Source organism: Weissella minor (genome assembly GCF_001437425.1).
Lineage (GTDB): Bacteria > Bacillota > Bacilli > Lactobacillales > Lactobacillaceae > Weissella > Weissella minor.
The window spans coordinates 64,237-87,436 of sequence record NZ_JQCD01000018.1 but is presented as its reverse complement, the minus strand read 5'-3'; the positions used below and the strand labels follow the sequence as shown (position 1 = coordinate 87,436).

Genomic DNA, 23,200 nt, shown 5'->3' with positions numbered 1-23,200 from the left:
TCCGTCATATTCATATGTTTACCCTAGTATACCTTTTTTGAAAGCGTTTTACAAACTAGTCAAAAGTCCGTTGTACAACAATAAATCCAATCAAAGGTAAGACTAAAACGCCCAGCATTAAACCAAACATTGGAATAAAAGAATCTGTACCCGCAAGTATCAGTGCTAGCGCCGTAAACAAAATATCAACAACAAGCACTGGTACTGACCAACTCGTCAAACGCCTTGAGTCATGTGCATTCATCCCCAATAGATGATTTCGATTTAACCACATATAGGCAGCCATAAAACCCAATACTAATAAAAACATCACATATAAAATTAAAATCATTTGCTACTCCTTAATAAAAAACTCCACTGAACATCTAAATGTACAGTGGAGTACGAACACTTGTATAACACCGTTAGATGATTCGTCTAAGTCGGCTTCGATGGCAAAGGTGGGTGAATAAGTCAGCGTTGACGGCTTCCAACCCGTAGTTGGCGTGCCCCGCCGGCTTCCCGACATCCCCATTCGAAAATTAGTGTAAAGCAACTTTAGATAATAGAACCACGCGTATGTTCAAGGAATTCGCTTACCCTATTATACGCTTGGCTAAATTATTTTTTCAAGCCTGCATCTTGAGCTTGCTTTAAACGCTGATATTGATCAATATAGGCTTGTTCGACTTTTGAATTACCATCTGCTGCAAAATAAGACTTTTGCTTAATTGTATCCGGTAAATACTGTTGTGCAACCCAATCATTTGGAAAATCGTGCGGATAAATATAATCAATCCCATTTCCCAATTCTTTAGCACCACTATAATGTGCATCCTTCAAATGTTTAGGTACATCCCCCGTTCGCCCCTTTTGAATATCCTGCATGGCAGCGTCAATCGCAGACATTGCCGAATTTGACTTTGGTGACAAAGCCAATTCAATCACGGCATTTGCCAACGGAATTCGTGCTTCAGGAAAACCTAATTTTTCGGCAGCGTGAATTGCAGTCACTGCCCGTTCGACAACACTCGGATTTGCTAAACCAATATCTTCATACGCAATCACTTGAAGTCGTCGCACTATACTAGGTAAATCACCAGCTAAAATTAAACGTCCTAAATAATGCAAGGCTGCATCCGTATCACTTCCACGAATTGACTTTTGCAAAGCTGAAATCACATCATAATGTGCATCACCATCTTTATCTGCTATCAACTGTCCTTGTTGGGCTGTTTCTTGGATAATTGATAAATCAATGATCACTTGCCCATCAGCATTCGGTTGGGTTGATTTAACGGCTAATTCTAGCGCATTTAACGCTGCACGCAAATCACCATTTGTCACATGCATCAAATGTTGCATCGCATCATCAGTGACAACTGGATTAAAGGTACCCAACCCATTTTGTTCATCGGTTAAGGCTCGTTCAATCGCCCGTTGTATGTCGGCAGGCTCTAACGGTTTCACCTCAAAAATCTGGGTTCGCGAGCGAATCGCTGGATTAATCGAAAGATATGGATTTTCCGTCGTTGCACCAATCAAAACAATTTCACCGCTCTCCAAATGTGGCAACAGAAAGTCTTGTTTTGTTTTATCTAAACGATGAATTTCGTCCAATAATAAAACAACAGTCCCGCTCATTTTTGCCTCATCCACGACTTGTTGTAAATCTTTTTTTGAATCAGTTGCCGCATTCAAAACACGAAAAGCATATTGGGTTGACCCAGCAATTGCACTCGCGATACTCGTTTTTCCAGTACCGGGCGGTCCGTATAAAATCATCGACGACAGCATTTTCGCCTCAACCATCCGCCGGATTATTTTCCCAGGGCCAATTAAATCGCTTTGCCCAACCACTTCATCAATATTTTTAGGTCGCATCCGATATGCGAGTGGTTTTTGCATAACAATTGTCCCCCTCTTTAATCATATTTTTAAAACAACTTACTAAACCAAGATTGCTTCTTAGCTTTTGGCGTTGCCGCTACTGGCGCTTCTTTTTCTGGTACTTGTTCAATTTCAATTTGTTCAACATGGACGGCATGATCAGCCGTATACACAATCCCTAAATCAGTTTTCATTAATTGTGGATCACTGACTAAACGAAATTCAACCTGTTGGTGTTGGGCTAATTGCATAAAAGGGTTCAGATCTTCTGTATCAAGTACACCATTCAATAACAGTACACCATCTGCATGATCAGTTAAAATTTGCTTCCAAATTGTTTGAAAACGATCATTGCCGAGTGAATCTATGCGTTGTGTCATATATACACGTTCACGAAAAGTACCTAAATAATGATGTTGTTCATCAGGGTTTACCTCAGGCGTCCCAAACACTGCATTTTGTAAATGTGGATCTATTTCCGTCATTGTTTTCCCTCATCTTTTAATTTAATTAGTCCCATTCTAACATTTTTCAAGACGATAAAAAAACAGGACAAGTTAACTTGTCCCGTTTTCATTTAATTTACAATCAATACAGTTAATGCTGCCAATAACACGGATAACATATACCCACCAAACACAATGTGTAAAGCATTAAATACACGTGGGAAAGGTCGCATCAAACGATGCCCCACCGAATAAATAACAGTTGGTAAAATCATCACTGCAGCGAAAATCTGCATGCCCAGTAAAATGGCTGGAGAAATCATTATAGCTTGGCCTCCAATTCAACCTCAGGATACTTATCCGCAAACCAACGCTCAGCAAATTGGTTTTCAAATAAGAAGACTGGATTTTCATTTCGGTCACGCACCAACAAATTTCGTGATGAGGCCATTTTTGGATCTAGTTGATCTGGACTAATCCAACGTGCCGTCTTAGAACCCATTGGCTCCAAAACGACTTCTGTGTTGTATTCATTTTCCATTCGGAACTGGAAAACTTCAAATTGCAAAGAACCAACCGCACCCAGAATATAATCTCCTGAATCCCATGCCGTATAAATTTGAATCGTTCCTTCTTGAACTAATTGTGTCACCCCTTTATGGAATGACTTTTGCTTCAAGACATTTTTCGCGCGCACGTGCATAAATAATTCAGGCGTAAATGTTGGTAATTCTTCAAATTCAACTTTCTTCTTACCAGCATAAATTGTATCACCAATTTGGAAATTACCAGTATCATACAATCCGATGATATCACCAGGTACAGCTGTATCAACATTTTCACGTGAATCAGCCATGAACTCAGTCACATTTGACAAACGTAATTTCTTACCTGTTCGCGCTAGTGTCACATCCATACCACGCTCAAATTCACCCGATACACAGCGGACAAACGCAATACGATCACGATGATTTGGATTCATATTAGCTTGAATTTTAAAGACAAATCCAGTGAATTGATCATCATCTGGTTCGACTTCTTTGTCATCCACCGTCTTTTTGCTTGCAGGTGCGGGGGCATATTGCATATAAGTTTCTAAGAATGTTTCAACACCAAAATTAGTCAAGGCTGATCCGAAGAGAACTGGTGTTAATTCACCCTTTAGGACTTGATTCTCATCAAATTCATTACCGGCGTCTTTTAACATTTCAACTTCTTCTTGGGTTTCATTCCAAGCAAATGCTGATTCAATCTCATTTGGTTCAGCCAAATCTGTGCCTTCAGCATTCAATGCTAAGAAACGGTCAGCACCTTCTTTTGGATGATACACTTCAACACGGTTATGATACATATCAAATAACCCTGACAAAATTTGTCCAGATCCAATCGGCCAATTCATTGGGTAAGCATTAATGCCCAATGTTGATTCTAATTCATCCACTAAGTCTAATGGCGGACGTCCGTCACGGTCTAATTTGTTAAAGAACGTAAAAATTGGAATATGGCGTTCTTTAACAATTTCAAACAACTTCTTAGTCTGTGGCTCAATTCCCTTGGCGGAGTCAACAACCATGATAACTGAATCAACCGCCATTAGTGTACGATAGGTGTCTTCTGAGAAATCTTCGTGCCCTGGGGTATCCAAAATATTAATGCGTTTTCCTTGAAAATCAAATTGTAGGACTGATGACGTTACAGAAATACCACGTTTTTGCTCAATCTCCATCCAGTCCGACTTGGCAAAGTTTCCTTTACGACCTTTAACCGTTCCTGCCTCACGCACAACACCACCAAGCAATAGCATCTGCTCGGTTATTGTTGTCTTACCAGCGTCCGGATGTGAGATAATCGCAAATGTCCGCCGATTTTGGAGTTCTTCTTCAAATGATGCCATATGAATCCACCCTTAATCTTTATCTTATTTATAAAATCTTAATTAACTTAATAATTCAGTATAACTAAAAAAAAGGATTGGTTCAATAACCAATCCCGTCTCAGACATGATTTATTCAATTAAAATAGTTTAGCGTGTCACCTGTGAGCTCTTTTTCGAATCTGAATGATTAGAATTGTTGCTCTGTTGCTGCTTTTTATTACTTGCATTACGTTTTGATTCAGCTCGCTCAGAAGATTCTTTTGCACTCTTTGCTGCCGCTTCAATACTATCAGCATACGCATAACTTGCTTGGAGCGCTTGCTCACTTGCCGCTGACGCCTCACTTGCCTTCTTTTCAGAAGCTTCACGTGCTTTAGTTTCAGACTTATCTTTGGCTTTGACGTCATCTAATTCATTTTCGATGGATTTATTAATCTTATCATTACCGTCGTCTACATCTAACGCCACTTCATACTGTGATTTTGCGAGAACATAATTTTTATCTTTGGTCGCATCTGCCGCTTTAATGGCATGATTTAATTGTTCAATTGATGTTCGTGTTACGGGGGTCATTTTAACTGATTGTGCAGCTTCATAATTCTTTTTTGCATTTTGCCAATCTTTTTTTTCAACAGCTTTTTCTGCAGCAGTAATTTTATCTGAATACTCATTTTCACGGACGTAATGATAGATACCATATCCAGCACATCCACATAAAATAACTGCCAGCAAAGCGATGATTGCTCTTCGCATCCACATCCCTCTGTCCTCCTTACTGACGATTATTACTAGTATAGCAAGAATTGCAAGTATTGAATATGCGTTATAAATAAAAAAATGGCCAAAAGGCCATCTTTTTTTCATAACGATCAATTTCGGCGTTTGATTTCAAGATAACGTCGATACCATAAATCCACATAAGCTCTTGAAAATGGGCCACGTTGATGTTCAATCCAATCCACCAGAATCTTAACATGTTCCTTTAAAACAAAGTCAATGTCAGCCGAATAGTGCCATTTAGCACGATGCTGCTCATATTCATCTGCATCTAATAGGCGCCGCTCGCCATCTGGGAAAACTTTTACATCTAGGTCATAATCAATGTACTTCAATGCTTCTTTATCTAAAACAAATGGCGAGGCCAAATTACAATAATAGGACACACCATTTTCTCGCAACATTGCAACAATATTAAACCAATATTTTTTATGAAAATAAACGATTGCTGGTTCGCGTGTCACCCAACGACGGCCATCATCTTCAATCACAACCGTATGATCATTTAAACCAATTAATTCATTTTCACTTGTCTTTAATACCATTGTATCGCGCCAAGTTCGGTGTAAACTGCCATCATGTTTATAGCTTTTAATCGTTATGAAGTCCCCTTCACGGGGTAACCGACCATCCTTCATGATTTAAGCCCTCACAGTCCTTCACCTAAATTCCTTCTTTATTGTATCATGCTAAGCATTGAAGGGGAAAAAAATAACTAATTATTTTTTTGATAGTCAGTGACAAAACGATCAATCAAATCAAAATCAAATCCGCGACGCGCTAAGGCCGCTTTAACGCGCTGGTTCAAATCCCAACCCGTATATTGCCGATAACGCGCAAAGGCTTTTTCACCTTCTCTTTGTATGTTTTCCCACTCCATATCTTGGTCATCCAAATCGGTTTGATTTTCCGCATAATTTTGAAAGGCTTGTTGAATATTGCGCATCGCAAATCCCTTCTGTAATAATTTTTGCGTGACACTTTGTTCAGCAAGGCGTTTTGATTTGCGTTGATTCTTGACCATTAGTTTTGGAATTTGCTCGTCTAAATGGACTTGTTCTGCCTCATCGTCATATACTGTCGCCTTATCCTCAATGACATCATAATCGACACCCCATTCTTTTAACTTCTGAATTGCCCCTTTTTTCCCAAACTTACCATTGTGTTTTACTCCTTGAAAATAACTTTCTGCAAAAGCACCATCGTCAATCACATGCGCATTTTCTAGTCGATCAAGGGCATGATTAATCACATCAATCGGAAAATCTTTTTCACGTAATTTTAAATACACTTGATAGCGTGATCGCAATTGTCCTGTTGCATATAACAAACCACTTGCATAAGCCTTTTGTTCATACTCAGCTGCTTGTACTTCTGAAATTTGGCTCTCGGTTAGTTCCGTACCTTTAAACAAATTATAGTCAATTAAAATTTTTTCATCGACCGCTAAGGCAAATTCATCATCGAGATAAATATTATAGCGTCCCGGTCGCTTTTGTTGCGTTACTTTAGTTACTGTCGCCATAATATCATCCCTTCTTTCAAAAAAAAAACACTGATAGCTATCAGTGTTTTTTATTATAACATTACAAGTATGATGATGTACCTGGATTCAATTCAACAATCTTACCAGTACGCTTGTAAATAATCCATTCAGCAATATCACTCACATAATCAGAAGTACGCTTCAAGTAACCCCCAACCACGATGTAGTCTGTTGCAGCTTCAACCGCTTCAGAATCAGTTTCCATTGCTTTAATTGATTGTGTTCGAATCTTACGTGTACTTTCAGTAACAACCAAAGCTTCTTCTGAAATATTTTCAGTTCCAGCAACGTCATCATTGACATAGTAATCCAAGACTTCACGAACCATCTTAGCAACTTGTGTACCTTCTTTACCAATCAATTCTTCAATTTCAGGGACACGCTTAGTTCCCTTCATGTGAATTGTTGAAATAGCAATATTTCGAGCATTATCACCAATACGTTCCAAAACAGACACGGCCTTTAAAATCGTCACGATTTCACGCAAATCTGTGGTAACGGGTTGGTAAAGCGCAATCATTTCAAAGCTCTTCTTTTCAATCGCAATTTCACGTTCATTGATTGCCTTGTCGCCATCAATGATTAATTGTGCTTGTTCACGATCGTGATCCAAGAAAGCTTGAACTGACTTTTCAAGTGTTTCTGAGACCAAAAGCCCCATCTCCTTAAAGGATGTATCTAAATCGGCTAACTCTTCATCAAACATTCTACGCATGGACTTCACCTCACCTTTTTTATAATTTTATTATACACGAGCTTTGGTTGTTTAACCAAAACGACCAGAAATATAATCTTGCGTTTTTTGTTCCGTAGGGTTCAGGAACATTTGCTTTGTTGAATCCACTTCGATCAAATCTCCACTCATAAAGAAAGCTGTACGATCTGAAAGACGTGAAGCTTGTGACATTGAATGCGTCACAATAATCATTGTGTATTGATCACGTAAAGCCATCAATGTATTTTCAACCTTGTGGGAAGAAACTGGGTCAAGCGCAGCAGTTGGCTCGTCCAAAAGTAAGATTTCAGGTGCTGTCGCTAAAGCACGTGCAATTGAGACACGTTGTTGTTGTCCACCTGACAAAGACAAAGCTGACTTATGCAAATCATCTTTAACTTCATCCCAGACCGCAGCTTGCTTTAATGATGTTTCAACCTTTTCATCTAAGACACTCTTGTTTTTCTCGCCTGAAATACGCAATCCAAAAGCCACATTGTCATAAATTGAAAATGGGAATGGATTTGGTTGTTGGAATACCATACCAATTTCTTTACGCAACGCAACAGTGTCAGTATCTGGTGCATAAATATCACGGCCCTTGAACATAAAGTTACCATTAACGGTCACATTATCTTGCAAATCATGCATACGATTTAGGGCACGCAGATACGTTGATTTTCCTGAACCTGATGGTCCAATCAATGCTGTAATCCCATATTGGTCATAATCCAAATTAATGCCATGTAAGGCTTCGTTATCACCATAGTATAAACGCACATTTTCAGTTGTTAGAATTTTCTCTGTCATTTTCTTAATGCTCCTAACCAAAGTTACCGTTAACGTAATCAATCGTCAACTGTACCTTAGGACGTGTAAAGATCTTACGTGTTTCATCGTATTCAACAACCTTACCTAAGTGGAAGAAAGCTGTATAGTCAGAAATACGTGCGGCCTGTTGCATGTTGTGCGTCACAATAATAATTGTGTACTTGTCTTTTAGTTCCAACAAAGTATCTTCAACCTTAGCTGAAGAAATTGGATCCAAAGCTGAAGCAGGTTCGTCCAACAATAGAATGTCTGGTTGCATCGCAATGGCACGTGCAATAACCAAACGTTGTGCTTGTCCACCAGACAATGCCAAAGCTGACTTGTCCAAATCACCCTTAACTTCATCCCATAAAGCAGCTTGCTTCAAAGAAGTTTCAACACGTTCGTCTAAAACCTTCTTGTCACGAATGCCATGTTGCTTCAACGCAAAGGTAATGTTCTCATAAATTGACTTAGCAAATGGATTTGGACGTTGGAATACCATTCCAATATGCTTACGCATTTCATAAACGTCAATATCCTTGGTGTTAATGTCCAAGCCACGATACATAATGTTTCCTTCAACATTTGCAACACCATCGTTCATTCGGTTCAATGAGCGTAAAAATGTTGATTTTCCAGATCCAGAAGCACCAATTAATGAAGTAATCTTAAAGCGTTCAAATTGCAAATCTGCATCTTGCAATGCTAAATGATCACCATAATAAACTTTTAAATCATTTGTTGAAAGTGCGATTTCTTGATCATCGCCCATCTTATAAATATTACTTGTTGGTTGTTCTGCATCTAAATTCAATGCAGCCATATCTTGTTCAGTCATTTTGGTGTTTTCCCTTTCCTATTTCGTTGAAGTCAAGCGCTTGTATAGGTAACTACTCAAGTAACGTGCTGAGAAGTTAAAGATCAAAACAACAATAATCAACACGGCAGAAGCTCCGGCTGAAACTTCTTGTGCATCGGGCATGATTCCTTCTGAATTAATCTTCCAGATGTGAACCGCCAATGTTTCAGCAGGACGCATGATGTTCAACGGACTTGAAATATTGAATGGATTCCAGTCACCGAAGTTCAACGCTGGTGCTGATTGTCCTGCTGTGTAAATCAAGGCAGCGGCTTCACCGAAGACACGTCCAGCAGACAACACAACTCCTGTCACGATTGATGGCAAAGCAGCTGGCAAAATAATGTGCCCGACTGTTTCCCAACGTGACAAACCAAGTGCAGATCCAGCTTCACGTTGCAAATCAGGCACTGTTGCCAATGCATCTTCAATTGAACGTGTAAGTAATGGTAGGTTGAAGAAAGTCAACGCAATCGCACCAGACAAAATTGAGAAGCCAAGATTGAATTGCACAACGAACAACAAGAAACCAAACAAACCAACCACAACAGATGGCAATGATGACAAAATTTCAATTGTCATACGAACCATTCCAGTAATCTTGCTCTTAGGATTAGCATACTCATTCAAGTAAATTCCAGCACCTAAAGCAATCGGAAATGAAAGCAACATTGTAATCAGCAAAAGATAAAGTGAATTAAATAATTGGATTCCAATTCCACCACCAGCGGTAAAGGCTGAAGCTGGAGCTGTTAGGAAGTGCCAAGACAAATGTGGCACACCTTGAATCAAAATATAGCCAAGCAAGGCGGCTAAAATTAAAATAACGATTCCTGCAATGGCATACAGTACGCCTGTTGCAATTTTATCAGCATTCTTTGCATTCATGATTACATAGCTCCCTTCTTAGCAATGGCACGAATTGCCAAGTTAAAGACAAGTGACATCAACAATAGGATCAACGCCAAACTCCACAAAGCATTGTTTTCTAGTGATCCCATAACTGTATTTCCAATTCCTTGCGTCAATACTGATGTCAACGTTGATGCGGGTGATGTTAAGTTATGTGGCATCAAAGCCGCATTTCCAATCACCATTTGAACCGCCAAAGCTTCACCGAAGGCACGCGCCATTCCGAAAACAGAAGCAGTCAAAATTCCAGGTGTGGCACCACGCAAAATAACTTTGTAAATCATTTGCCAACGGGTTGCACCCAAAGCCAATGCAGATTCACGATAATGACGTGGCACGGCACGCAATGTGTCGACTGTCATTGATGTGACTGTTGGTAGAATCATAACGAATAACACCATCGCTCCAGATAAAATACCAAATCCTGAGCCACCGAAAACGGCACGCATGAATGGTACAATCACTGATAACCCAATAAACCCATAAACAACTGAAGGAATTCCAACAAGTAATTCTGTAACAGGTCCTAGGATTTTAGCACCACGCTTAGGTGAGATTTCTGTCATAAAGACAGCTGTCCCAATCGCAAATGGTGTTGCAATCAATGCGGCTAACAAAGTCACCAAGAATGATCCAATAATCATTGGCGCCGCACCAACTAATGGCTTACCATTGTCGCCTACTTGACTAGGTGCCCATTCAGACCCCGTCAAGAAGCCCCATAGATTCACGCCATCAGAAAAGAATGTTGCCAAACCTTTCGAGGCCACAAAATAAAAAATTGAAATCACAACGATAACGATCAAGGCTAGAGCAGAAAATGAAATTGCTCGACCAAATTGATCCTTTCGTGATGCTTTTGATTGCTTTAATAATGATTCACGGATTTCATCCATGTCCCTGTGCTCCTTTTATTTAACTGACGTAATTTTTCCATCAACATCACGATGAATTTGCATATCGTGAATTGAAATATAACCAAGCTGAGGTACCAAAGTCGTTTGAATCTTCTCAGACATAATTGAGTCTAGGAATGCTTGTACCTCTGGCTTAGGTTCGCCCTTTGTATAGACATGTTCATATGACCAAATTGGCCAGTCGCCATTAACAACATTATCATTTGTTGCTTTAACGCCATCCAATTTTGGCACTGCAATACTCTTATCTAAGTAAGCAAATGACGCGTATGAAATGGCACCTGGTGTCGTTGACACAATTGAGCGAGCCATTCCAGATGAGTCTTGTTCTTGGGCATCGGCTGACTTTGCCCCTTTCAAGCCCCATTGCTCAAATGTTGCTCTAGTTCCAGATCCTTCAACACGGTTAACTAACACAACTGGTAGGTCGTTACCACCGACTTCTTTCCAGTTTTTCACTTTTCCAGTAAAGACATCGATTAACTGTTGTTGCGTTAAATTATCAACCCCTGCCTTTTTATTAAGCATTGGTGCAATTCCAACGACCGCAACACGGTGGTCAACCAATTTCTTGGCATCAATTCCACTCTTTTCCTCAGCAAACATATCTGAGTTACCTAAGTCAACAGCTCCGGCTTGCACCTGAGCTAATCCTGTTCCAGTTCCACCACCTTGCACATTGATAAATACACCGTTATGACTATTTGCATAGTCCTCACCAGCGGCTTCAACCAATGGTTGTAAAGCGGTTGATCCAACAGCGGTAATATTAACGCCACTGTTTTCATCTCGGGTTGTGTAACCCCATGACAAAAGACCTGCTGCCAGAGCAACAAGTGCCGTTCCAACAATCCAACTGCGTTTCATAACGAACGCCTCCTAATATTCTAATGCTACTACTATTATTATTACGAATAGATGTAAAAGAATTATCTCACGATTGTAAAGATTATATTTACAATTCATTTTATAACACTCTACATGCTAATCTACTGCCCTTATGATTATAACTGGGTCCCCGAAACAACACCATTCCGGCCCCATGATATTGCCTAATTTTTAAGAAATATTTATGGCTCAAAACTTTTAAAAAGATGTATCATTTTTTCATTAAAAGTCACAAGTCATTCGAAAATGTTGAACTTTTTTTAAATCTATGCAAAACAAACTAGCATTCCCTAAAAATATATCTATACTAATCACTATTACGTGTAACACTGAATCACGCTAAAAGCTGCAGGAGTAGGTTATTATGGAAGAAAACGGAAAGATTGTTCCGGCAGAAGTAAAGGGCTGGAATTGGGGCGCCTTTATGTTCAACATCATTTGGGGAATTGGTAATAAATCATATTTGCCATTACTATGTTTAATCCCTTTCTTCAACCTTATTTGGATGTTTGTTGTTGGGTTTAAGGGGAATGAATGGGCTTGGCAAAAGGGTAACTATCAAGATGTTGCCACATTTAAAGCAGTTCAAACCACATGGAATCGCGCTGGTTTTGTCGCCTTTATTTTAACAATTATCATGTTCATTATTTCTTTCTTGTTCGCTATCTTGTCAGCAATGATGATTAGTCAATCTGGGTATTAGAACGCATTAAAACAGTAAAAAAGAGCAACGCATTTAGCGTTGCTCTTTTTTACATTTGTTCCATCTCTGACCTTAAAATACCATATTTCACTGAATCATAAAATTCACCTTGCCAATAACGGACTGCACGAATTTGACCTTCCAATTTCATACCAATCCGTTCACCTAAGGCCATCATGCGCTGATTTCCAGACCAAGTAGTAAATCCAATATGTTGAATACGAGGGTAAGTGTTAAAGTAAGAAAGCAATCCATGGTTTTAAAACTTGCTGACCAATCCCGTTTCCCCATTGATTAGCATCATAAACCACTAACCCAACTTCCAACCAATAACCTAAATCACCGTCTTCAAAATAACTGCTTAACATGCCCACCGGTTCATCATCGACACAAATAACAGCATATCCAGGATTATCAACCCGCTTGCTTGTAAATGATTCTGAAAATTCTGGCCAAGTCAAAATCGGATCATTAAAATAAGGTCCATTGAATTTCATCCATTCCAAATCGGCCTCAGGTCCAAAACTAATGGACCAAAGTTTTGGTAAGTCAGCTTGGGTAATTTCTCGAAAACTCACATGCTTCACCATAGATACCTCTTTCATTCTCATCAATAAATGATGCTAAAAAAGCAACTACGTTAATTGTAGTCGCTTTTTATAGTGTCCAATCGTCTAAACTTGCGACTTCATGGGTTGGTTGAACCGACTCTTGATGCACACTTTCAGGTGTTGAAACACCACTATACACTAACAAGGTCGCCATATTAGAGTTGATGCCTGCTAGTATATCAGTATTGTAATTGTCACCCACCATAACCGTTTCATGAGCCTGTTTATGCGCGTGTTTCAGCGCTTGCTCCATGATAATTTTTTCGGGTTTTCCAACAATAATCGGCTCAACTTGGGTCGCTGTCTTAATGGCTGCCACAATCGTACCAGCGCCAGGCAGCATGCCGCGTTCATTTGGCAAATTTGTATCCGCATTTGTTGCAATAAATTTAGCGCCATTCCGAATGGCTAAAGTTGCTTGCGCTAATTTTTCATAGGTTAATTCCCGGTCCAATGCAACAACCACCGCTTCCAATTCAGGATCGTCACTTGCGACCAATTCAATATCTTGTGCTAATAGTGCTTGTTCAATACTAACTTCACCAAGTAACATCACATGCTTTAGCCCAAGTTCTTTCACATAATCAGCCGTTGCCATCGCACTTGTATAGACTTGCTCTGGCTTCGTTTCAATCTGATGATTGTCTGTTAGGTTAGCCGCAACATCTTCCGGCGTTTTTGTTGAATTATTCGTCACAAATAAATAATCCGTATTCGTTGCCTGTAAACGTTCGATGAAACGCTTCCCCGTCGGAAATTGCTTGGCACCTTGATAGATTGTGCCATCTAGGTCAATGAAATATGCTGCGTAGTTAGCCATATCACTATCCCTCTTTCTTAGACTGCTTTTGATCAGACTTTTCAGTTCGCTCACGTACTTCAAAATGACGACGCTTAGGTTTACCTTTTACCGTTACCTCAGTACGTTCAGAGCCACCCTTTGGCTTGCGCCGTTGATTGTTAACTGGACGCTTTTTTTCATCAATTTCAGCGCGACCATTATCTTTCTTTTGACGTGATCGATGACGACGACGGCTCTTATTTGATTTATTTTCTTCTTCTTTTTCTTCAACCGGATGTGGTTCAAGATTATGCAAGACAAAATAAGGTGCTCCAAAATTAATATCTTCATAGATATAGTCATTTAACGCACTAATCTGTTGATTGCGAGCAATCCCTGGCGTTCCCTGTTCATAAAATCCGCGAAATCTCAATTGGTCTGATGCAACATCCCCAACCAGGTAGTCGTATTTTTCCAAAAAAGAGCTAAATCGCGCTGCCAACATCGTTTCATCAAATGCATTGCGATAATTTTTTACTAATTCATAACCACGCCCGTTAATATTGTATGTATCTGGCTGTGATCCTGCGACAATCGTTGTTTCTTTCTGTCGTTCTTCAAATTGGCTCTCGGCCAATTCTTTCATTCTTTCACGATTCATATTTTCTCCACTTAACTAAAATGTTCTGTTAGGTATTGCGCGACAACTTCACGTAGCACATACGCATAATTTAATTCATTCTCTCCGGCAATTTCAAGCGTTGGGAAAAACGGTATAAATAAATAATGGTCTAACGACCCAACCGTGTAATACCGATATTGATCCAGCAAAGCGCCATTAATCCAAATTTGATTATTATGGTCAATTTCAAGACCGCGCCACACGATGTCTCCAAATGCTTGGTGACCACGAAAGCCCATTCCGCGTATCTGATAATTCTTTAAAAAGACTTGAGTCTTGGTAATCTCTTTGACAAGTCGTTCTAATTCATGCCCGACCAAACGCGTGCGCATCGGATGTACCGCATGCGGTAAAATTTGGTGCAAGTCATCAGCTGTCACAACCCCCGCCGGTAAATCTCCAGAAAACAAGCCCGTTGATAACATGGCAATGTCGGTCTGCATCATGCTTTGCACGCTGTCTAACCCTAAATCAATTAAACGCGGCTCACCACTAAACATGTCGGCATGATAAGTTTCAGGTAAAGTCGCGATTTGCTTAGCCTGTAACTTTTTTTCACCACGTAACTGATAATTTTCAATTTCTTCAGCATCTTCTGGCAACTCGGCCATGTCAGCAGTTGCATACGTTTGCGCATGCATCTCAGTCACACGCCCATTCGTAAGGGTTAATTTAACGGTACCCACATGATCACCATAACGACCTGCCGCCGCTAACATTGTTTGACCAATTAGTTCACCTTTTGGTAGTAAGTGATGCGTATGCGCCCCTAAAATCAACTGAATTTCCGGAAACGTTTCGGCAATATGCCGATCAGTTGGCAAGCCAAGATGTGACAACAAAATAATGCTATCTGCTTGCGCCTGTAATTCAGGCAATAAATTTTCAATCGCTTTATCGACGGCTTCAGGGAGCCAATCTAATAAGGGTAACGTACGAATAAACGGCGCCGTTAACCCAAAGACTGCTATTTTTTGGTGACCAGCTGTCTCTAATATCTGATATTTGAAGGCCCACTTTGGAATTGACTGTGTCTGGGCATCAATAATATTTGCCAAAACCACTGGAAAATTGGCATCATCATATAAATGATTTAATTGATCGTGATTCAGACCCAATAACTCATTGTTACCAACCGTCACAGCATTGTAGCCAATATCATTCATCAGCTTAATATTCGCTTGCCCAAAGCTCGCTTCGGTTAGTGGATGTTGGCGGTCGATTGCATCCCCAATATCAAAAATGAACGACTGCATTCCTTGCCGGGCCGCTTGCCGTTTTTTATTAAAAATGAAGCGTCGCACTCGGGGCCAGTGCTCCAAATGTGAGTGCATATCATTGGTATGTAAGATTAAAATTTCTTCACTAATCATTTCCCTTTTACTCCCATCTATTCGTCCAGCCCCGTTAATTGAAAAATGTGGGCGTCACAATTGTCGCCCACATTACACTAACGAATTTTACCGCGAGAAAAACCAGTCAACCAATTAACGAATAAATCAAAATTATCAGGATAGGCATTTGCACCTACATAGCGTTGTAATTTATCGACATCGTCGTACTGAACAAAAAGCCCCCACTCATCCGTTGGGCCTGCTTTAATTTCACGATACTCAGGTTGCCATTCTGTAATCAATTCATTTAAATGTCGGTCAATATTTTCCCATTGAAAAGTGACATCCTGCCAAGCATTTTCAAAACGGCGTAATTTAAAATCTTTCGTAATGATTTGTTGACGTTTACGCGAAAAGTCCACGCTCTCATCCGCAATATCAATATTTGGCAAAGTCGCATCATTCTTACGCGTTAGAATAAACGCATGATCTTGGACTTTCTTGCCATAAATTGTTTCAAATCCATTTTCTAAATTCCCACGATAGTATTCAAAATATTTTATTGCCATATTACTTATCAATCACAATCAAATCAGTTGTGATGCCTTGTGTTAGATTTTTATTTCCAGAAGTGGTGGTCACAACATCGTCTTCAATTCGAACGCCTCCAACACCTTCAATATAAATTGCAGGTTCAATCGTTAGAATCATTCCGTCTCGAACAACGTCTTGCGCATCAGCATGCTTAGACAATACTGGTCCTTCATGAATATCCAAACCAATCCCATGGCCCGTTGAATGTGTAAAGTTAGCACCATATCCTGCTGCATCAATGACATCACGTGCTAGTTTATCAACTTGTGAAACCGGCATACCTAGCTTCAAGCCAGCAACCGTTGCCTCTTTTGCTTGCTTAACGACTTCATACACTTTTTGCATTTCATCACTCGGCGTACCAAAGGCAATTGTACGTGTAATATCTGATGTATAGCCGTCTACATAATATCCGAAATCAATCGTCACCATGTCACCAGCCTCAATCACCTTGTCACTATAGATTCCGTGAGGCAAAGCACCACGGGCCCCTGAAGCAACAATCGTATCAAATGAAGGCTTATCAGCACCCTTGGCTTTAATCAAGCGATCTAGCAAATTGGCAACTTCACGTTCAGTCATACCCACGTGCAATTCAGGTAGCATGTCGTTAAACGCGCTGACAGCAATATCCGTTGCATGCTCAATTTTACTAATTTCAGCATCTGTTTTGACTTCACGTAATGTTTCAAATAACTCCGGAACTGGCACAATGTCAACGCCATCAAAATTCTCATCCAAAAAGTCAAAGTCACGGAACATGATTGAATCTTCAAAGCCTAAGCGATCAATCTTAAATCGCTTGGCTGCAGCCATTGCCACGCCCCAATAATTACGCGTAATTAATAATTCAACAGATGTATCTGCTAACTTAGCGCGATATTCTTCTTCATAACGATCATCAGTAATCAAGGCAATGTTGTCCTTACCAATCAAGACAAGCCCATCACCGGCACCACCTTTAAATCCCGTTAAGTAATCCATGTTAAAACTATTTGTCACCAAAATTCCATCAACCTTTAAAGGTTCAAAGACTTGGCGGACGTTGTTTAGTCGTTGTTCCATTATGCCACCTCCTATTTTGCTCTTGTTTTCTATTATAACAAAAAAATCAATTTATGTTTTTAATACGTTATCACTGGTTCTTGTTGAAAATGAGTAATCGCATGCCAATTCATTGTGACACCAATCCCAGCTGCCTGGGGTACTGTCATTTCACCGTGTTTCAACACCAAGGCTTCATAAATAATGTCCTGAGCCACATAATCAGTTGTGGCCGATATATCCGCTGGAAACATCGGCGTTTTTAAAGTCGCCGCTAATGCTAAATCAACTGAGCGACCTAGCCCAGAACTAAGCATGCCGCCCACCCACGGTAGTCGGTCTGCTCGGTCAATCGCACGGATAGCCAAAGCAGTTTCTGTTATGCCACCTAGTTTACCTTGTTTGAGGGTATATGCATCAGCTACATCTAATTCGAGTGCTTTTTTAACATCAACCAGACTATTAATTGACTCATCTAAACTAATCAGCGGGACTTTGCCGGTTTGTTTTAACGCACCATAACGTTGCCAAGGTGCGCCTTGAATTGGCTCTTCAACCAAAGTAATGCCTTGTTGCTGCATTTGGATTAACCGCTCAATATCAGCATCTGTATCAGACAAGCCATTGTTTAAATCGACCGAAAATATCACTTCCGGATTGTCTTGCTTCAAACGCCGCACATCCGGTAAGCTCAAATCTGAATTAGCTTTTAATTTAATCCGACGATAGCCTGCTTTCAACGCTTGTTCTATCGCTATTTCAAGTTGTCTCTGTGTCGTTTGAATACCAATCGCAACACTAACCGGAACCTGTATTTGCGTTGCCCCTAACATCGTAGCTAAAGACTGATTTGTCACTTTTCCAAAGGCATCCCAACATGCCATTTCTAAGGCTGCCCGTACAAAAGATAAATGGGTACGCGCAGCTAAAAATTCCGCAACTTGATGGGGATGATCCCAGTCCAATTGCTTTAAAGCTTCACTCAGTTCCGGCAGGATTGCGCGTGACATCGCTTGGCTTTCTGCAGCATAATTTGTGTTTGTAAAACTTTGAATTTCACCATAACCACGCACGCCATTCATCAACTCAATTTCTAAGAGCGTTAACACACGTACTTCTGTCTGATCGTGAGCTGTCTTAAACTGTCGATTCAATGGCATCGCGAGCGGATACACCTTAATCTGATTAATCTTCATCAGCCCAACCTTTCTAAAAAACACCCAGCCAAGGCTGAGTGCTTCGTCTTTATAAGTATAAACGGATCAACAATAACAAAATAAAAATAATTGCCGCAACTAATTTCCAAGTTGCCCCAGACTCACGCCAATCCCAAGCCAAATATCCTGACAACGCTAAAGTTGACACAATCTTAAGCCAGTCTTGCGTATAAATCATTGAAGCAATCACCAAAATTAAAACCACAATCGGTAACACTACATCCACTTTTTCTTTCATTTATCCCTTTGATGTCGTAACATCATTCCCCTTACCTTAAATTCACTTTTATAATACCTAAATTCGCAGATGTAAGCAAATGTCTTACGCAGATGTTACAGTTATGTCTTATAAACATAATAAAACCACTATGAAAAATTTCATAGTGGTTTTATTTTTACATCCGCCGCACTACTTAACTAATGCTTGATGTTTGTTTTTCACTGGTGTCATCACCTTAACGTCAGACATACTCTTAAACTTCATAACGCCATACCATTGCTTATCAACCTTTTTGTTATCTTCGCTTACTAGTTCACCATCTCCATTTGTCAGCTCATCGACGGCTTCTTTGGCAGGCAAAGTATCAGCGTCAAATGAAACATTTTTTGCTTTACGCGCCATTTCTTCAGCAGATAACTTGTTAAAATCTTTCATCTTTGGCATTTTATTAGCCTTAGCCTGATACATACTAATTTTATCATCATGTGAAACTAAAATTGCTGGCACTTCCGTATCCCCTGAAATAGCACCATCTTCGTCACTAACCAATAACCATGTACGCGTATCAGATTCGCGAACTGCTTTTTGGAAACTGACATTTTCAGGAAAGAAAGTTTCCTTCACAAAATAACCACCCGCAACAAGCGCAATCACACCAACAATTGCACCCAAAATCACCCAAACTTTTTTAGACATCTGTAACTCCCAATTCTTACTCCATATGCATCGTAACAACCAACACGTTAAAACTCTCCTACAGTTTTATACGTCAATGTTCCCTGTCGGACTCGAAAGTCACGTGAAAACACCTATACAATAGGTTTTATTCTATCACAAGGTCCAAAATTAGTCCAAATAATAATACAAATAAAAAAACCTAGTAAATACCTCAAAGAAGAGATACCTACTAGGTTTTTTCATTTATTTATTTTGTAAATCTTGTTGTAGCACATTCCAAATTGTCATGTCATTTTGGTAGTGCATAACAACTTGATAGTAATACTCTGATTTTGATTTCTTCTTTGGAGTCTCACGAGTAACGATACCCCATGTACCTTTTGATGCGTCTGAAAACTTAGTTCCGAATGCTGACGTGGTTGCTTTATCTGTTAGACGTACTTTATCGCCTTCTTTAAATCGTTTCATTGTTTTACTCTCTTTCTTGTTATTTGCTTGAACTGTTTTTTCTAGCCATTCGCCAATCAAAACATTTCCATCAACTCCTAACTTCTTCCAATTATCGTCAAATTGCCAAATTTGCACGCCTGGCTCTGATGGGAAATAGTTAAAGTTCGGTGTAGATGAACCTGGTGCAGGATAGCCCGCAATCCAAACACATTCTCCAAATTCTTTGATCACGCTATTCAAGTCAATATACTTATCAAAGTATGGCTTGTATGAGTAAATCATAGGAACATATCCACGGTTCTTAATCACTCGCATAAATGTCTTGGCTGCTGTTGTGTTAGCCGACTTTGAAGAAGATGCATCAGCTTCATAATCCAATGCAATAATCGACCCCGGCAATAGAATACCTTTAGCTGTATTTACCGCAAAATCACCTTCTTTAACAGCTTGAGATTCATTACATCCAAATCGTGCAAAGTGATAAGCCGCCGTCAGCATACCAATCTTATCCGCATTCAAGATTTGGTTGCCAAAATTTGGATTCACATATCCAGTGCCCTCTGTTGCTTTACTAAATAGAAAGCGAACACCGGCATTATACAGTGACTTAATATAGTTGATGTCCCCTGGTTGATAACTCGATACGTCAACTCCATACATTTTAATTTGTGCCATGTTTATTCTCCTTTATCTTCAATATAAGTTGCTGCTTGATCAATATAAGTTGCTAATCCTTCATTAGTAAAGTGCTGTACAATCCCATTTGCTTTTAAACGTTTTTCTAACTGCTTAATCGCTTGCTGTCGTTGACCAATTGTCAATACACTATTTGCTTCGCCAATTGATTGCACAATCATTTCCGCAAAATTAATTGCTGATTCAATTCGTTCATTTTTAACTCGGGCTTTAATGTACTCAAGTGTTTTTAGAATTGTCGGTGCTAAAACAACTAGTGTAATTAGCATATTCATTGTTGATGCTGCCATAATTAAATTCCCTCCTTTAAAGAAAATCCCCTTTATCTTCAATGTACTGGATACGTCGTTCGTGATCATCGAGTCTTTCATCAAAATCATGTCTTAGATTTTTTAAGTCTTTTGATACCTGCCGAAGTGGTTCATTGACGAACTTATTTAACAAAAAGCCAAGCACCCCTAGGCTAGGACCGACGATGGAAATCCAGCCAACCGCATCATGTGGCCAAAAGCCATTCATATAACTCTCCTTTCTAATTCCAAATTAAAAGAGCTATCTAGTATAGATAGCTCTTAGGGTGTCACAGTGTTCCAAGGTTGGCCTGTGATGGTCTCGTAATCGATTTTTGTGAGTCCAAACATTGGTGAGTATAGAACAACGTCCCGAATATCTTCAATCGATAGTAATTCTTTATTATATAAATCTTGGCAAATATCAAACATTAGTTTGTCTCACTTTCTTTTGTATTATTGAGAGCTTTTTCTAACTCCGTCACTCGTGCTGTTAACTTGGCATTTTGTAGGCCTAATTGAACAAGTTGTTTATTCAAAACTGCCATTTGCGTCATAATTGACGCACGCCATTCATCGTTATTATCTGGGATGCTCAAAGCTGCTTCATTCAAACGATTAAACCACTCTTCATTTGTATAACCGCGCCAAAGATTGATTGATTCATCAAAAGCATAATTCAGCTCACCATCTGGTAATGGCACGCTTGTCGAGGCAACTTCAGGATCATCTTTATCAGCCGGCGTCATACTTGCTCCGATTAACGCTCCATTAATCTTACTGTATAGTCGATACGGGAAATCGTTAGGTGATGCTTCCGGTTCCAAATTCAAACGTTCTTCATTTTCTTCCATTTATTTAGCTCCTATCTAGTAATTAATGCGGTTGTTCCAAAGGTAAACAGTTGATTTGGGTCTAGTGTTGCCAACGAATTATCATTGTTGTACACTCGCTCCATCCAAATATCTCCACCTTCCACTCGCAACGTATATGGAGTTACTTTAGTCCAAGCTTGAGCAAAACGCTGTGAGGTTACCGCATTAAAAGGAAGGCCTCGCGCAATATAAATCTTTTGATCATGTTGTGTAAATTTAATTTTTTTCTTAGGTCGAACTTGTCCACGTAAATGAACCGAGTAGCCATCAATTTGGTACATTGGAAATGACCCATTTGTAAAGTAGGATTCAAAATCTTTTGTTAGGTAGGGGCGCATATCCATAAGCTTCTTTCCCCACTCAAATGTAAACTTCCAAGGTTGATACGTTGGAGTCGCGTTGATATTGTTGATGACACGCGTTCGGGCTTCTCCAAAATCACTTCCTACCATAATCGCAAACTGCAGTGCTGTTGTTGTAGAAAATCGAAAACTCAAAACCAAAACTTCATCTCGTGTGAACGGATTTTTTTGTAATCGATTTCCTGAATAATAATTTGCAGTCAAACTAAAAGCAGGTAGCTTAGCATTAAACGCATTATTATCTAAATTCTGTTGTGGGTCAGCACTACCATAGAAAGAGATTGATAGTCCTTTAACAAGTCCTTCAATGACCTTTGCAAATATATTGGTTTCGAGCCAAGTGTTTTCTCTACCAAGTACACCTGCACCATTCTTTTGAATTTCAGTCGTCATAAGTTTGACCAAATTTTCAAGCGATCCTAGAGAACCTTGTGCGGTCGACAATCGTCCATCTAAACCATCGGCCGTATTCGTAATTGAGTTCAGAATACGTGTCGATTCATCTGATACGCTTTTTAAGCGTGTATTACTTTCGTTTAAAATATCTTGTAATAGCTTGTCGACCTCATCAATATACGGCTTACTATCACCGACAATCATATGAGCATGGTTGTTATAAACTTCAAATCCAATTGGTACTGTTGAAACTACAACGTTGTCATCTTCGCCAAAAATTTCAAATTCCGCATTTTGATACGGCCCCACTGCTTCATAGAAATTACGTGGGATTGTCATCTCCGCTAAACCAGCACGTGCATCAATGATTTTAGTAGCTAAACTAATTCGCTTAAAGACACCTTGCGCATCGTGTCCTTGCAATCAAATATCTTTATCCGTTAGGTCAAATGGGATTGATGGCTTTTTAGGGTCGTTTGATGCAGCTGGTCCCTTAATCGCCAAATAAATAACTCTCCCTGCATCTCCATAGTCTCCGCTTAATTCGGCAAAATGCATGACATCTTGCATTTTGAGCGTGGTATCAACAATTACAAATTTACCTTGTTTAATAAGCGGAATAATACTTTCATTTCTTTCGGTCATAAAT

General features: G+C 39.6%; 32 protein-coding genes. 1 reads left to right on the top strand and 31 read right to left on the bottom strand.

Annotated features, from left to right (window positions below; genetic code table 11):
- Window positions 1–55: 55 nt before the first annotated feature.
- The 14 genes from IV67_RS02155 to IV67_RS02090 all read right to left on the bottom strand — a co-directional run bounded on the left by IV67_RS02155 (window position 56) and on the right by IV67_RS02090 (window position 11,597).
- Window positions 56–331 (bottom strand): hypothetical protein, encoded by a 276-nt coding sequence (locus tag IV67_RS02155; RefSeq protein ID WP_057786676.1) that lies wholly within the window; start codon window positions 329–331, stop codon window positions 56–58.
- A 269-nt stretch (window positions 332–600) separates the two neighbouring features.
- Complete coding sequence (locus tag IV67_RS02150) at window positions 601–1,887, bottom strand: replication-associated recombination protein A (protein WP_057786674.1); 1,287 nt, start codon at window positions 1,885–1,887, stop codon at window positions 601–603.
- 29 nt (window positions 1,888–1,916) lie between these two features.
- Window positions 1,917–2,354 carry a YueI family protein gene (locus IV67_RS02145; protein ID WP_057786672.1) on the bottom strand — a complete coding sequence of 146 codons (438 nt, stop codon included), beginning with the start codon at window positions 2,352–2,354 and terminating at the stop codon, window positions 1,917–1,919.
- Window positions 2,355–2,446: 92 nt separating this feature from the next.
- Window positions 2,447–2,638 carry a hypothetical protein gene (locus tag IV67_RS02140; protein ID WP_057786669.1) on the bottom strand — a complete coding sequence of 64 codons (192 nt, stop codon included), beginning with the start codon at window positions 2,636–2,638 and terminating at the stop codon, window positions 2,447–2,449.
- Window positions 2,638–4,215, bottom strand: coding sequence for a peptide chain release factor 3 (locus IV67_RS02135; RefSeq protein WP_420031178.1), 1,578 nt, complete (start codon window positions 4,213–4,215; stop codon window positions 2,638–2,640). Before IV67_RS02135 ends, IV67_RS02140 begins: the two co-directional genes overlap by 1 nt.
- A 123-nt stretch (window positions 4,216–4,338) precedes the next feature.
- Entirely contained in the window at window positions 4,339–4,950 is a 612-nt protein-coding gene (locus IV67_RS02130) for a hypothetical protein (RefSeq protein ID WP_057786665.1), read from the bottom strand.
- 110 nt (window positions 4,951–5,060) lie between these two features.
- Window positions 5,061–5,606 (bottom strand): nucleoside tri-diphosphate phosphatase, encoded by a 546-nt coding sequence (gene ntdP, locus IV67_RS02125; RefSeq protein WP_057786663.1) that lies wholly within the window; start codon window positions 5,604–5,606, stop codon window positions 5,061–5,063.
- Window positions 5,607–5,683: 77 nt separating this feature from the next.
- The gene (locus tag IV67_RS02120) at window positions 5,684–6,493 is read right to left on the bottom strand and encodes a regulatory protein RecX (protein ID WP_057786661.1); all 810 of its coding nucleotides are present in this window, start codon (window positions 6,491–6,493) and stop codon (window positions 5,684–5,686) included.
- 61 nt (window positions 6,494–6,554) lie between these two features.
- A complete protein-coding gene (phoU, locus tag IV67_RS02115) occupies window positions 6,555–7,229 on the bottom strand; it encodes a phosphate signaling complex protein PhoU (RefSeq protein WP_057786659.1) in 675 nt (224 codons plus the stop codon).
- Between the two features lie 51 nt (window positions 7,230–7,280).
- Window positions 7,281–8,039, bottom strand: a complete 759-nt coding sequence (gene pstB, locus IV67_RS02110) for a phosphate ABC transporter ATP-binding protein PstB (RefSeq protein ID WP_057786656.1) — start codon at window positions 8,037–8,039, stop codon at window positions 7,281–7,283.
- A 13-nt stretch (window positions 8,040–8,052) separates the two neighbouring features.
- Window positions 8,053–8,865, bottom strand: a complete 813-nt coding sequence (pstB, locus tag IV67_RS02105; RefSeq protein ID WP_157050272.1) for a phosphate ABC transporter ATP-binding protein PstB — start codon at window positions 8,863–8,865, stop codon at window positions 8,053–8,055.
- 33 nt (window positions 8,866–8,898) lie between these two features.
- A complete protein-coding gene (gene pstA, locus IV67_RS02100) occupies window positions 8,899–9,789 on the bottom strand; it encodes a phosphate ABC transporter permease PstA (protein ID WP_057786644.1) in 891 nt (296 codons plus the stop codon).
- Window positions 9,790–9,791: 2 nt separating this feature from the next.
- The gene (gene pstC, locus IV67_RS02095) at window positions 9,792–10,709 is read right to left on the bottom strand and encodes a phosphate ABC transporter permease subunit PstC (RefSeq protein ID WP_057786642.1); all 918 of its coding nucleotides are present in this window, start codon (window positions 10,707–10,709) and stop codon (window positions 9,792–9,794) included.
- A gap of 15 nt (window positions 10,710–10,724) precedes the next feature.
- On the bottom strand, window positions 10,725–11,597 hold the full coding sequence (locus tag IV67_RS02090) for a phosphate ABC transporter substrate-binding protein PstS family protein (RefSeq protein WP_057786639.1): 873 nt from the start codon (window positions 11,595–11,597) through the stop codon (window positions 10,725–10,727).
- A gap of 385 nt (window positions 11,598–11,982) precedes the next feature.
- On the opposite strand from IV67_RS02090, the gene IV67_RS02085 reads away from it, so the two are divergent.
- A complete protein-coding gene (locus IV67_RS02085) occupies window positions 11,983–12,321 on the top strand; it encodes a hypothetical protein (protein WP_057786638.1) in 339 nt (112 codons plus the stop codon).
- A 49-nt stretch (window positions 12,322–12,370) separates the two neighbouring features.
- On the opposite strand, the gene IV67_RS09455 is transcribed toward IV67_RS02085, so the two are convergent.
- From IV67_RS09455 to IV67_RS02010, 17 genes are all read right to left on the bottom strand, one after another.
- Window positions 12,371–12,499 (bottom strand): GNAT family N-acetyltransferase, encoded by a 129-nt coding sequence (locus IV67_RS09455; RefSeq protein ID WP_236698233.1) that lies wholly within the window; start codon window positions 12,497–12,499, stop codon window positions 12,371–12,373.
- Between the two features lie 55 nt (window positions 12,500–12,554).
- Window positions 12,555–12,911, bottom strand: coding sequence for a GNAT family N-acetyltransferase (locus IV67_RS02080; RefSeq protein WP_236698232.1), 357 nt, complete (start codon window positions 12,909–12,911; stop codon window positions 12,555–12,557).
- Between the two features lie 67 nt (window positions 12,912–12,978).
- The gene (locus tag IV67_RS02075; RefSeq protein ID WP_057786633.1) at window positions 12,979–13,752 is read right to left on the bottom strand and encodes a TIGR01457 family HAD-type hydrolase; all 774 of its coding nucleotides are present in this window, start codon (window positions 13,750–13,752) and stop codon (window positions 12,979–12,981) included.
- Between the two features lie 4 nt (window positions 13,753–13,756).
- Window positions 13,757–14,374 carry a YutD family protein gene (locus tag IV67_RS02070; RefSeq protein ID WP_057786631.1) on the bottom strand — a complete coding sequence of 206 codons (618 nt, stop codon included), beginning with the start codon at window positions 14,372–14,374 and terminating at the stop codon, window positions 13,757–13,759.
- Window positions 14,375–14,385: 11 nt separating this feature from the next.
- Window positions 14,386–15,768: a bifunctional metallophosphatase/5'-nucleotidase gene (locus IV67_RS02065; protein WP_057786625.1), complete on the bottom strand. Its 1,383-nt coding sequence runs from the start codon at window positions 15,766–15,768 to the stop codon at window positions 14,386–14,388.
- A 77-nt stretch (window positions 15,769–15,845) separates the two neighbouring features.
- Window positions 15,846–16,298 (bottom strand): hypothetical protein, encoded by a 453-nt coding sequence (locus IV67_RS02060; RefSeq protein WP_057786624.1) that lies wholly within the window; start codon window positions 16,296–16,298, stop codon window positions 15,846–15,848.
- 1 nt (window position 16,299) lies between these two features.
- Complete coding sequence (locus IV67_RS02055; protein ID WP_057786623.1) at window positions 16,300–17,388, bottom strand: M24 family metallopeptidase; 1,089 nt, start codon at window positions 17,386–17,388, stop codon at window positions 16,300–16,302.
- Window positions 17,389–17,447: 59 nt separating this feature from the next.
- The gene (locus IV67_RS02050; protein ID WP_057786622.1) at window positions 17,448–18,563 is read right to left on the bottom strand and encodes an enolase C-terminal domain-like protein; all 1,116 of its coding nucleotides are present in this window, start codon (window positions 18,561–18,563) and stop codon (window positions 17,448–17,450) included.
- A 49-nt stretch (window positions 18,564–18,612) separates the two neighbouring features.
- Window positions 18,613–18,822, bottom strand: a complete 210-nt coding sequence (locus IV67_RS02045; RefSeq protein ID WP_057786620.1) for a hypothetical protein — start codon at window positions 18,820–18,822, stop codon at window positions 18,613–18,615.
- A gap of 171 nt (window positions 18,823–18,993) precedes the next feature.
- Complete coding sequence (locus IV67_RS02040) at window positions 18,994–19,500, bottom strand: hypothetical protein (RefSeq protein WP_057786619.1); 507 nt, start codon at window positions 19,498–19,500, stop codon at window positions 18,994–18,996.
- 225 nt (window positions 19,501–19,725) lie between these two features.
- On the bottom strand, window positions 19,726–20,607 hold the full coding sequence (locus tag IV67_RS02035) for a GH25 family lysozyme (protein WP_057786618.1): 882 nt from the start codon (window positions 20,605–20,607) through the stop codon (window positions 19,726–19,728).
- A 2-nt stretch (window positions 20,608–20,609) separates the two neighbouring features.
- Complete coding sequence (locus tag IV67_RS02030) at window positions 20,610–20,918, bottom strand: hypothetical protein (RefSeq protein WP_057786617.1); 309 nt, start codon at window positions 20,916–20,918, stop codon at window positions 20,610–20,612.
- Between the two features lie 16 nt (window positions 20,919–20,934).
- Window positions 20,935–21,147 carry a hypothetical protein gene (locus tag IV67_RS02025; RefSeq protein WP_057786616.1) on the bottom strand — a complete coding sequence of 71 codons (213 nt, stop codon included), beginning with the start codon at window positions 21,145–21,147 and terminating at the stop codon, window positions 20,935–20,937.
- 53 nt (window positions 21,148–21,200) lie between these two features.
- Window positions 21,201–21,350, bottom strand: coding sequence for a hypothetical protein (locus IV67_RS09205; protein ID WP_157050271.1), 150 nt, complete (start codon window positions 21,348–21,350; stop codon window positions 21,201–21,203).
- On the bottom strand, window positions 21,350–21,772 hold the full coding sequence (locus tag IV67_RS02020; protein WP_057786615.1) for a hypothetical protein: 423 nt from the start codon (window positions 21,770–21,772) through the stop codon (window positions 21,350–21,352). The genes IV67_RS09205 and IV67_RS02020 overlap by 1 nt, the downstream gene beginning before the upstream one ends.
- An 11-nt stretch (window positions 21,773–21,783) precedes the next feature.
- Complete coding sequence (locus IV67_RS02015; protein ID WP_057786613.1) at window positions 21,784–22,974, bottom strand: BppU family phage baseplate upper protein; 1,191 nt, start codon at window positions 22,972–22,974, stop codon at window positions 21,784–21,786.
- Window positions 22,975–23,196, bottom strand: a complete 222-nt coding sequence (locus IV67_RS02010; protein WP_057786611.1) for a hypothetical protein — start codon at window positions 23,194–23,196, stop codon at window positions 22,975–22,977.
- Between the last annotated feature and the right edge of the window lie 4 nt (window positions 23,197–23,200).

Coding starts and splice junctions, on each gene's coding strand:
- IV67_RS02060 (WP_057786624.1), bottom strand. CDS start 16,298: ATGGCAATAAAATATTTTGAATACTATCGTGGGAATTTAGAAAATGGA.
- IV67_RS02070 (WP_057786631.1), bottom strand. CDS start 14,374: ATGAATCGTGAAAGAATGAAAGAATTGGCCGAGAGCCAATTTGAAGAA.
- IV67_RS02020 (WP_057786615.1), bottom strand. CDS start 21,772: ATGGAAGAAAATGAAGAACGTTTGAATTTGGAACCGGAAGCATCACCT.
- pstB (WP_157050272.1), bottom strand. CDS start 8,865: ATGGCTGCATTGAATTTAGATGCAGAACAACCAACAAGTAATATTTAT.
- IV67_RS02025 (WP_057786616.1), bottom strand. CDS start 21,147: ATGAATGGCTTTTGGCCACATGATGCGGTTGGCTGGATTTCCATCGTC.
- IV67_RS02030 (WP_057786617.1), bottom strand. CDS start 20,918: ATGGCAGCATCAACAATGAATATGCTAATTACACTAGTTGTTTTAGCA.
- IV67_RS02035 (WP_057786618.1), bottom strand. CDS start 20,607: ATGGCACAAATTAAAATGTATGGAGTTGACGTATCGAGTTATCAACCA.
- IV67_RS02050 (WP_057786622.1), bottom strand. CDS start 18,563: ATGAAGATTAATCAGATTAAGGTGTATCCGCTCGCGATGCCATTGAAT.
- IV67_RS02075 (WP_057786633.1), bottom strand. CDS start 13,752: ATGGCTAACTACGCAGCATATTTCATTGACCTAGATGGCACAATCTAT.
- IV67_RS02040 (WP_057786619.1), bottom strand. CDS start 19,500: ATGTCTAAAAAAGTTTGGGTGATTTTGGGTGCAATTGTTGGTGTGATT.
- pstA (WP_057786644.1), bottom strand. CDS start 9,789: ATGAATGCAAAGAATGCTGATAAAATTGCAACAGGCGTACTGTATGCC.
- pstB (WP_057786656.1), bottom strand. CDS start 8,039: ATGACAGAGAAAATTCTAACAACTGAAAATGTGCGTTTATACTATGGT.
- IV67_RS02140 (WP_057786669.1), bottom strand. CDS start 2,638: ATGATTTCTCCAGCCATTTTACTGGGCATGCAGATTTTCGCTGCAGTG.
- IV67_RS02155 (WP_057786676.1), bottom strand. CDS start 331: ATGATTTTAATTTTATATGTGATGTTTTTATTAGTATTGGGTTTTATG.
- IV67_RS02145 (WP_057786672.1), bottom strand. CDS start 2,354: ATGACGGAAATAGATCCACATTTACAAAATGCAGTGTTTGGGACGCCT.
- IV67_RS02130 (WP_057786665.1), bottom strand. CDS start 4,950: ATGTGGATGCGAAGAGCAATCATCGCTTTGCTGGCAGTTATTTTATGT.
- IV67_RS02080 (WP_236698232.1), bottom strand. CDS start 12,911: ATGGTGAAGCATGTGAGTTTTCGAGAAATTACCCAAGCTGACTTACCA.
- IV67_RS02010 (WP_057786611.1), bottom strand. CDS start 23,196: ATGACCGAAAGAAATGAAAGTATTATTCCGCTTATTAAACAAGGTAAA.
- IV67_RS02085 (WP_057786638.1), top strand. CDS start 11,983: ATGGAAGAAAACGGAAAGATTGTTCCGGCAGAAGTAAAGGGCTGGAAT.
- IV67_RS02045 (WP_057786620.1), bottom strand. CDS start 18,822: ATGAAAGAAAAAGTGGATGTAGTGTTACCGATTGTGGTTTTAATTTTG.
- phoU (WP_057786659.1), bottom strand. CDS start 7,229: ATGCGTAGAATGTTTGATGAAGAGTTAGCCGATTTAGATACATCCTTT.
- IV67_RS02150 (WP_057786674.1), bottom strand. CDS start 1,887: ATGCAAAAACCACTCGCATATCGGATGCGACCTAAAAATATTGATGAA.
- ntdP (WP_057786663.1), bottom strand. CDS start 5,606: ATGAAGGATGGTCGGTTACCCCGTGAAGGGGACTTCATAACGATTAAA.
- IV67_RS02055 (WP_057786623.1), bottom strand. CDS start 17,388: ATGGAACAACGACTAAACAACGTCCGCCAAGTCTTTGAACCTTTAAAG.
- IV67_RS02065 (WP_057786625.1), bottom strand. CDS start 15,768: ATGATTAGTGAAGAAATTTTAATCTTACATACCAATGATATGCACTCA.
- pstC (WP_057786642.1), bottom strand. CDS start 10,709: ATGGATGAAATCCGTGAATCATTATTAAAGCAATCAAAAGCATCACGA.
- IV67_RS09205 (WP_157050271.1), bottom strand. CDS start 21,350: ATGTTTGATATTTGCCAAGATTTATATAATAAAGAATTACTATCGATT.
- IV67_RS02090 (WP_057786639.1), bottom strand. CDS start 11,597: ATGAAACGCAGTTGGATTGTTGGAACGGCACTTGTTGCTCTGGCAGCA.
- IV67_RS09455 (WP_236698233.1), bottom strand. CDS start 12,499: ATGATGGCCTTAGGTGAACGGATTGGTATGAAATTGGAAGGTCAAATT.
- IV67_RS02120 (WP_057786661.1), bottom strand. CDS start 6,493: ATGGCGACAGTAACTAAAGTAACGCAACAAAAGCGACCGGGACGCTAT.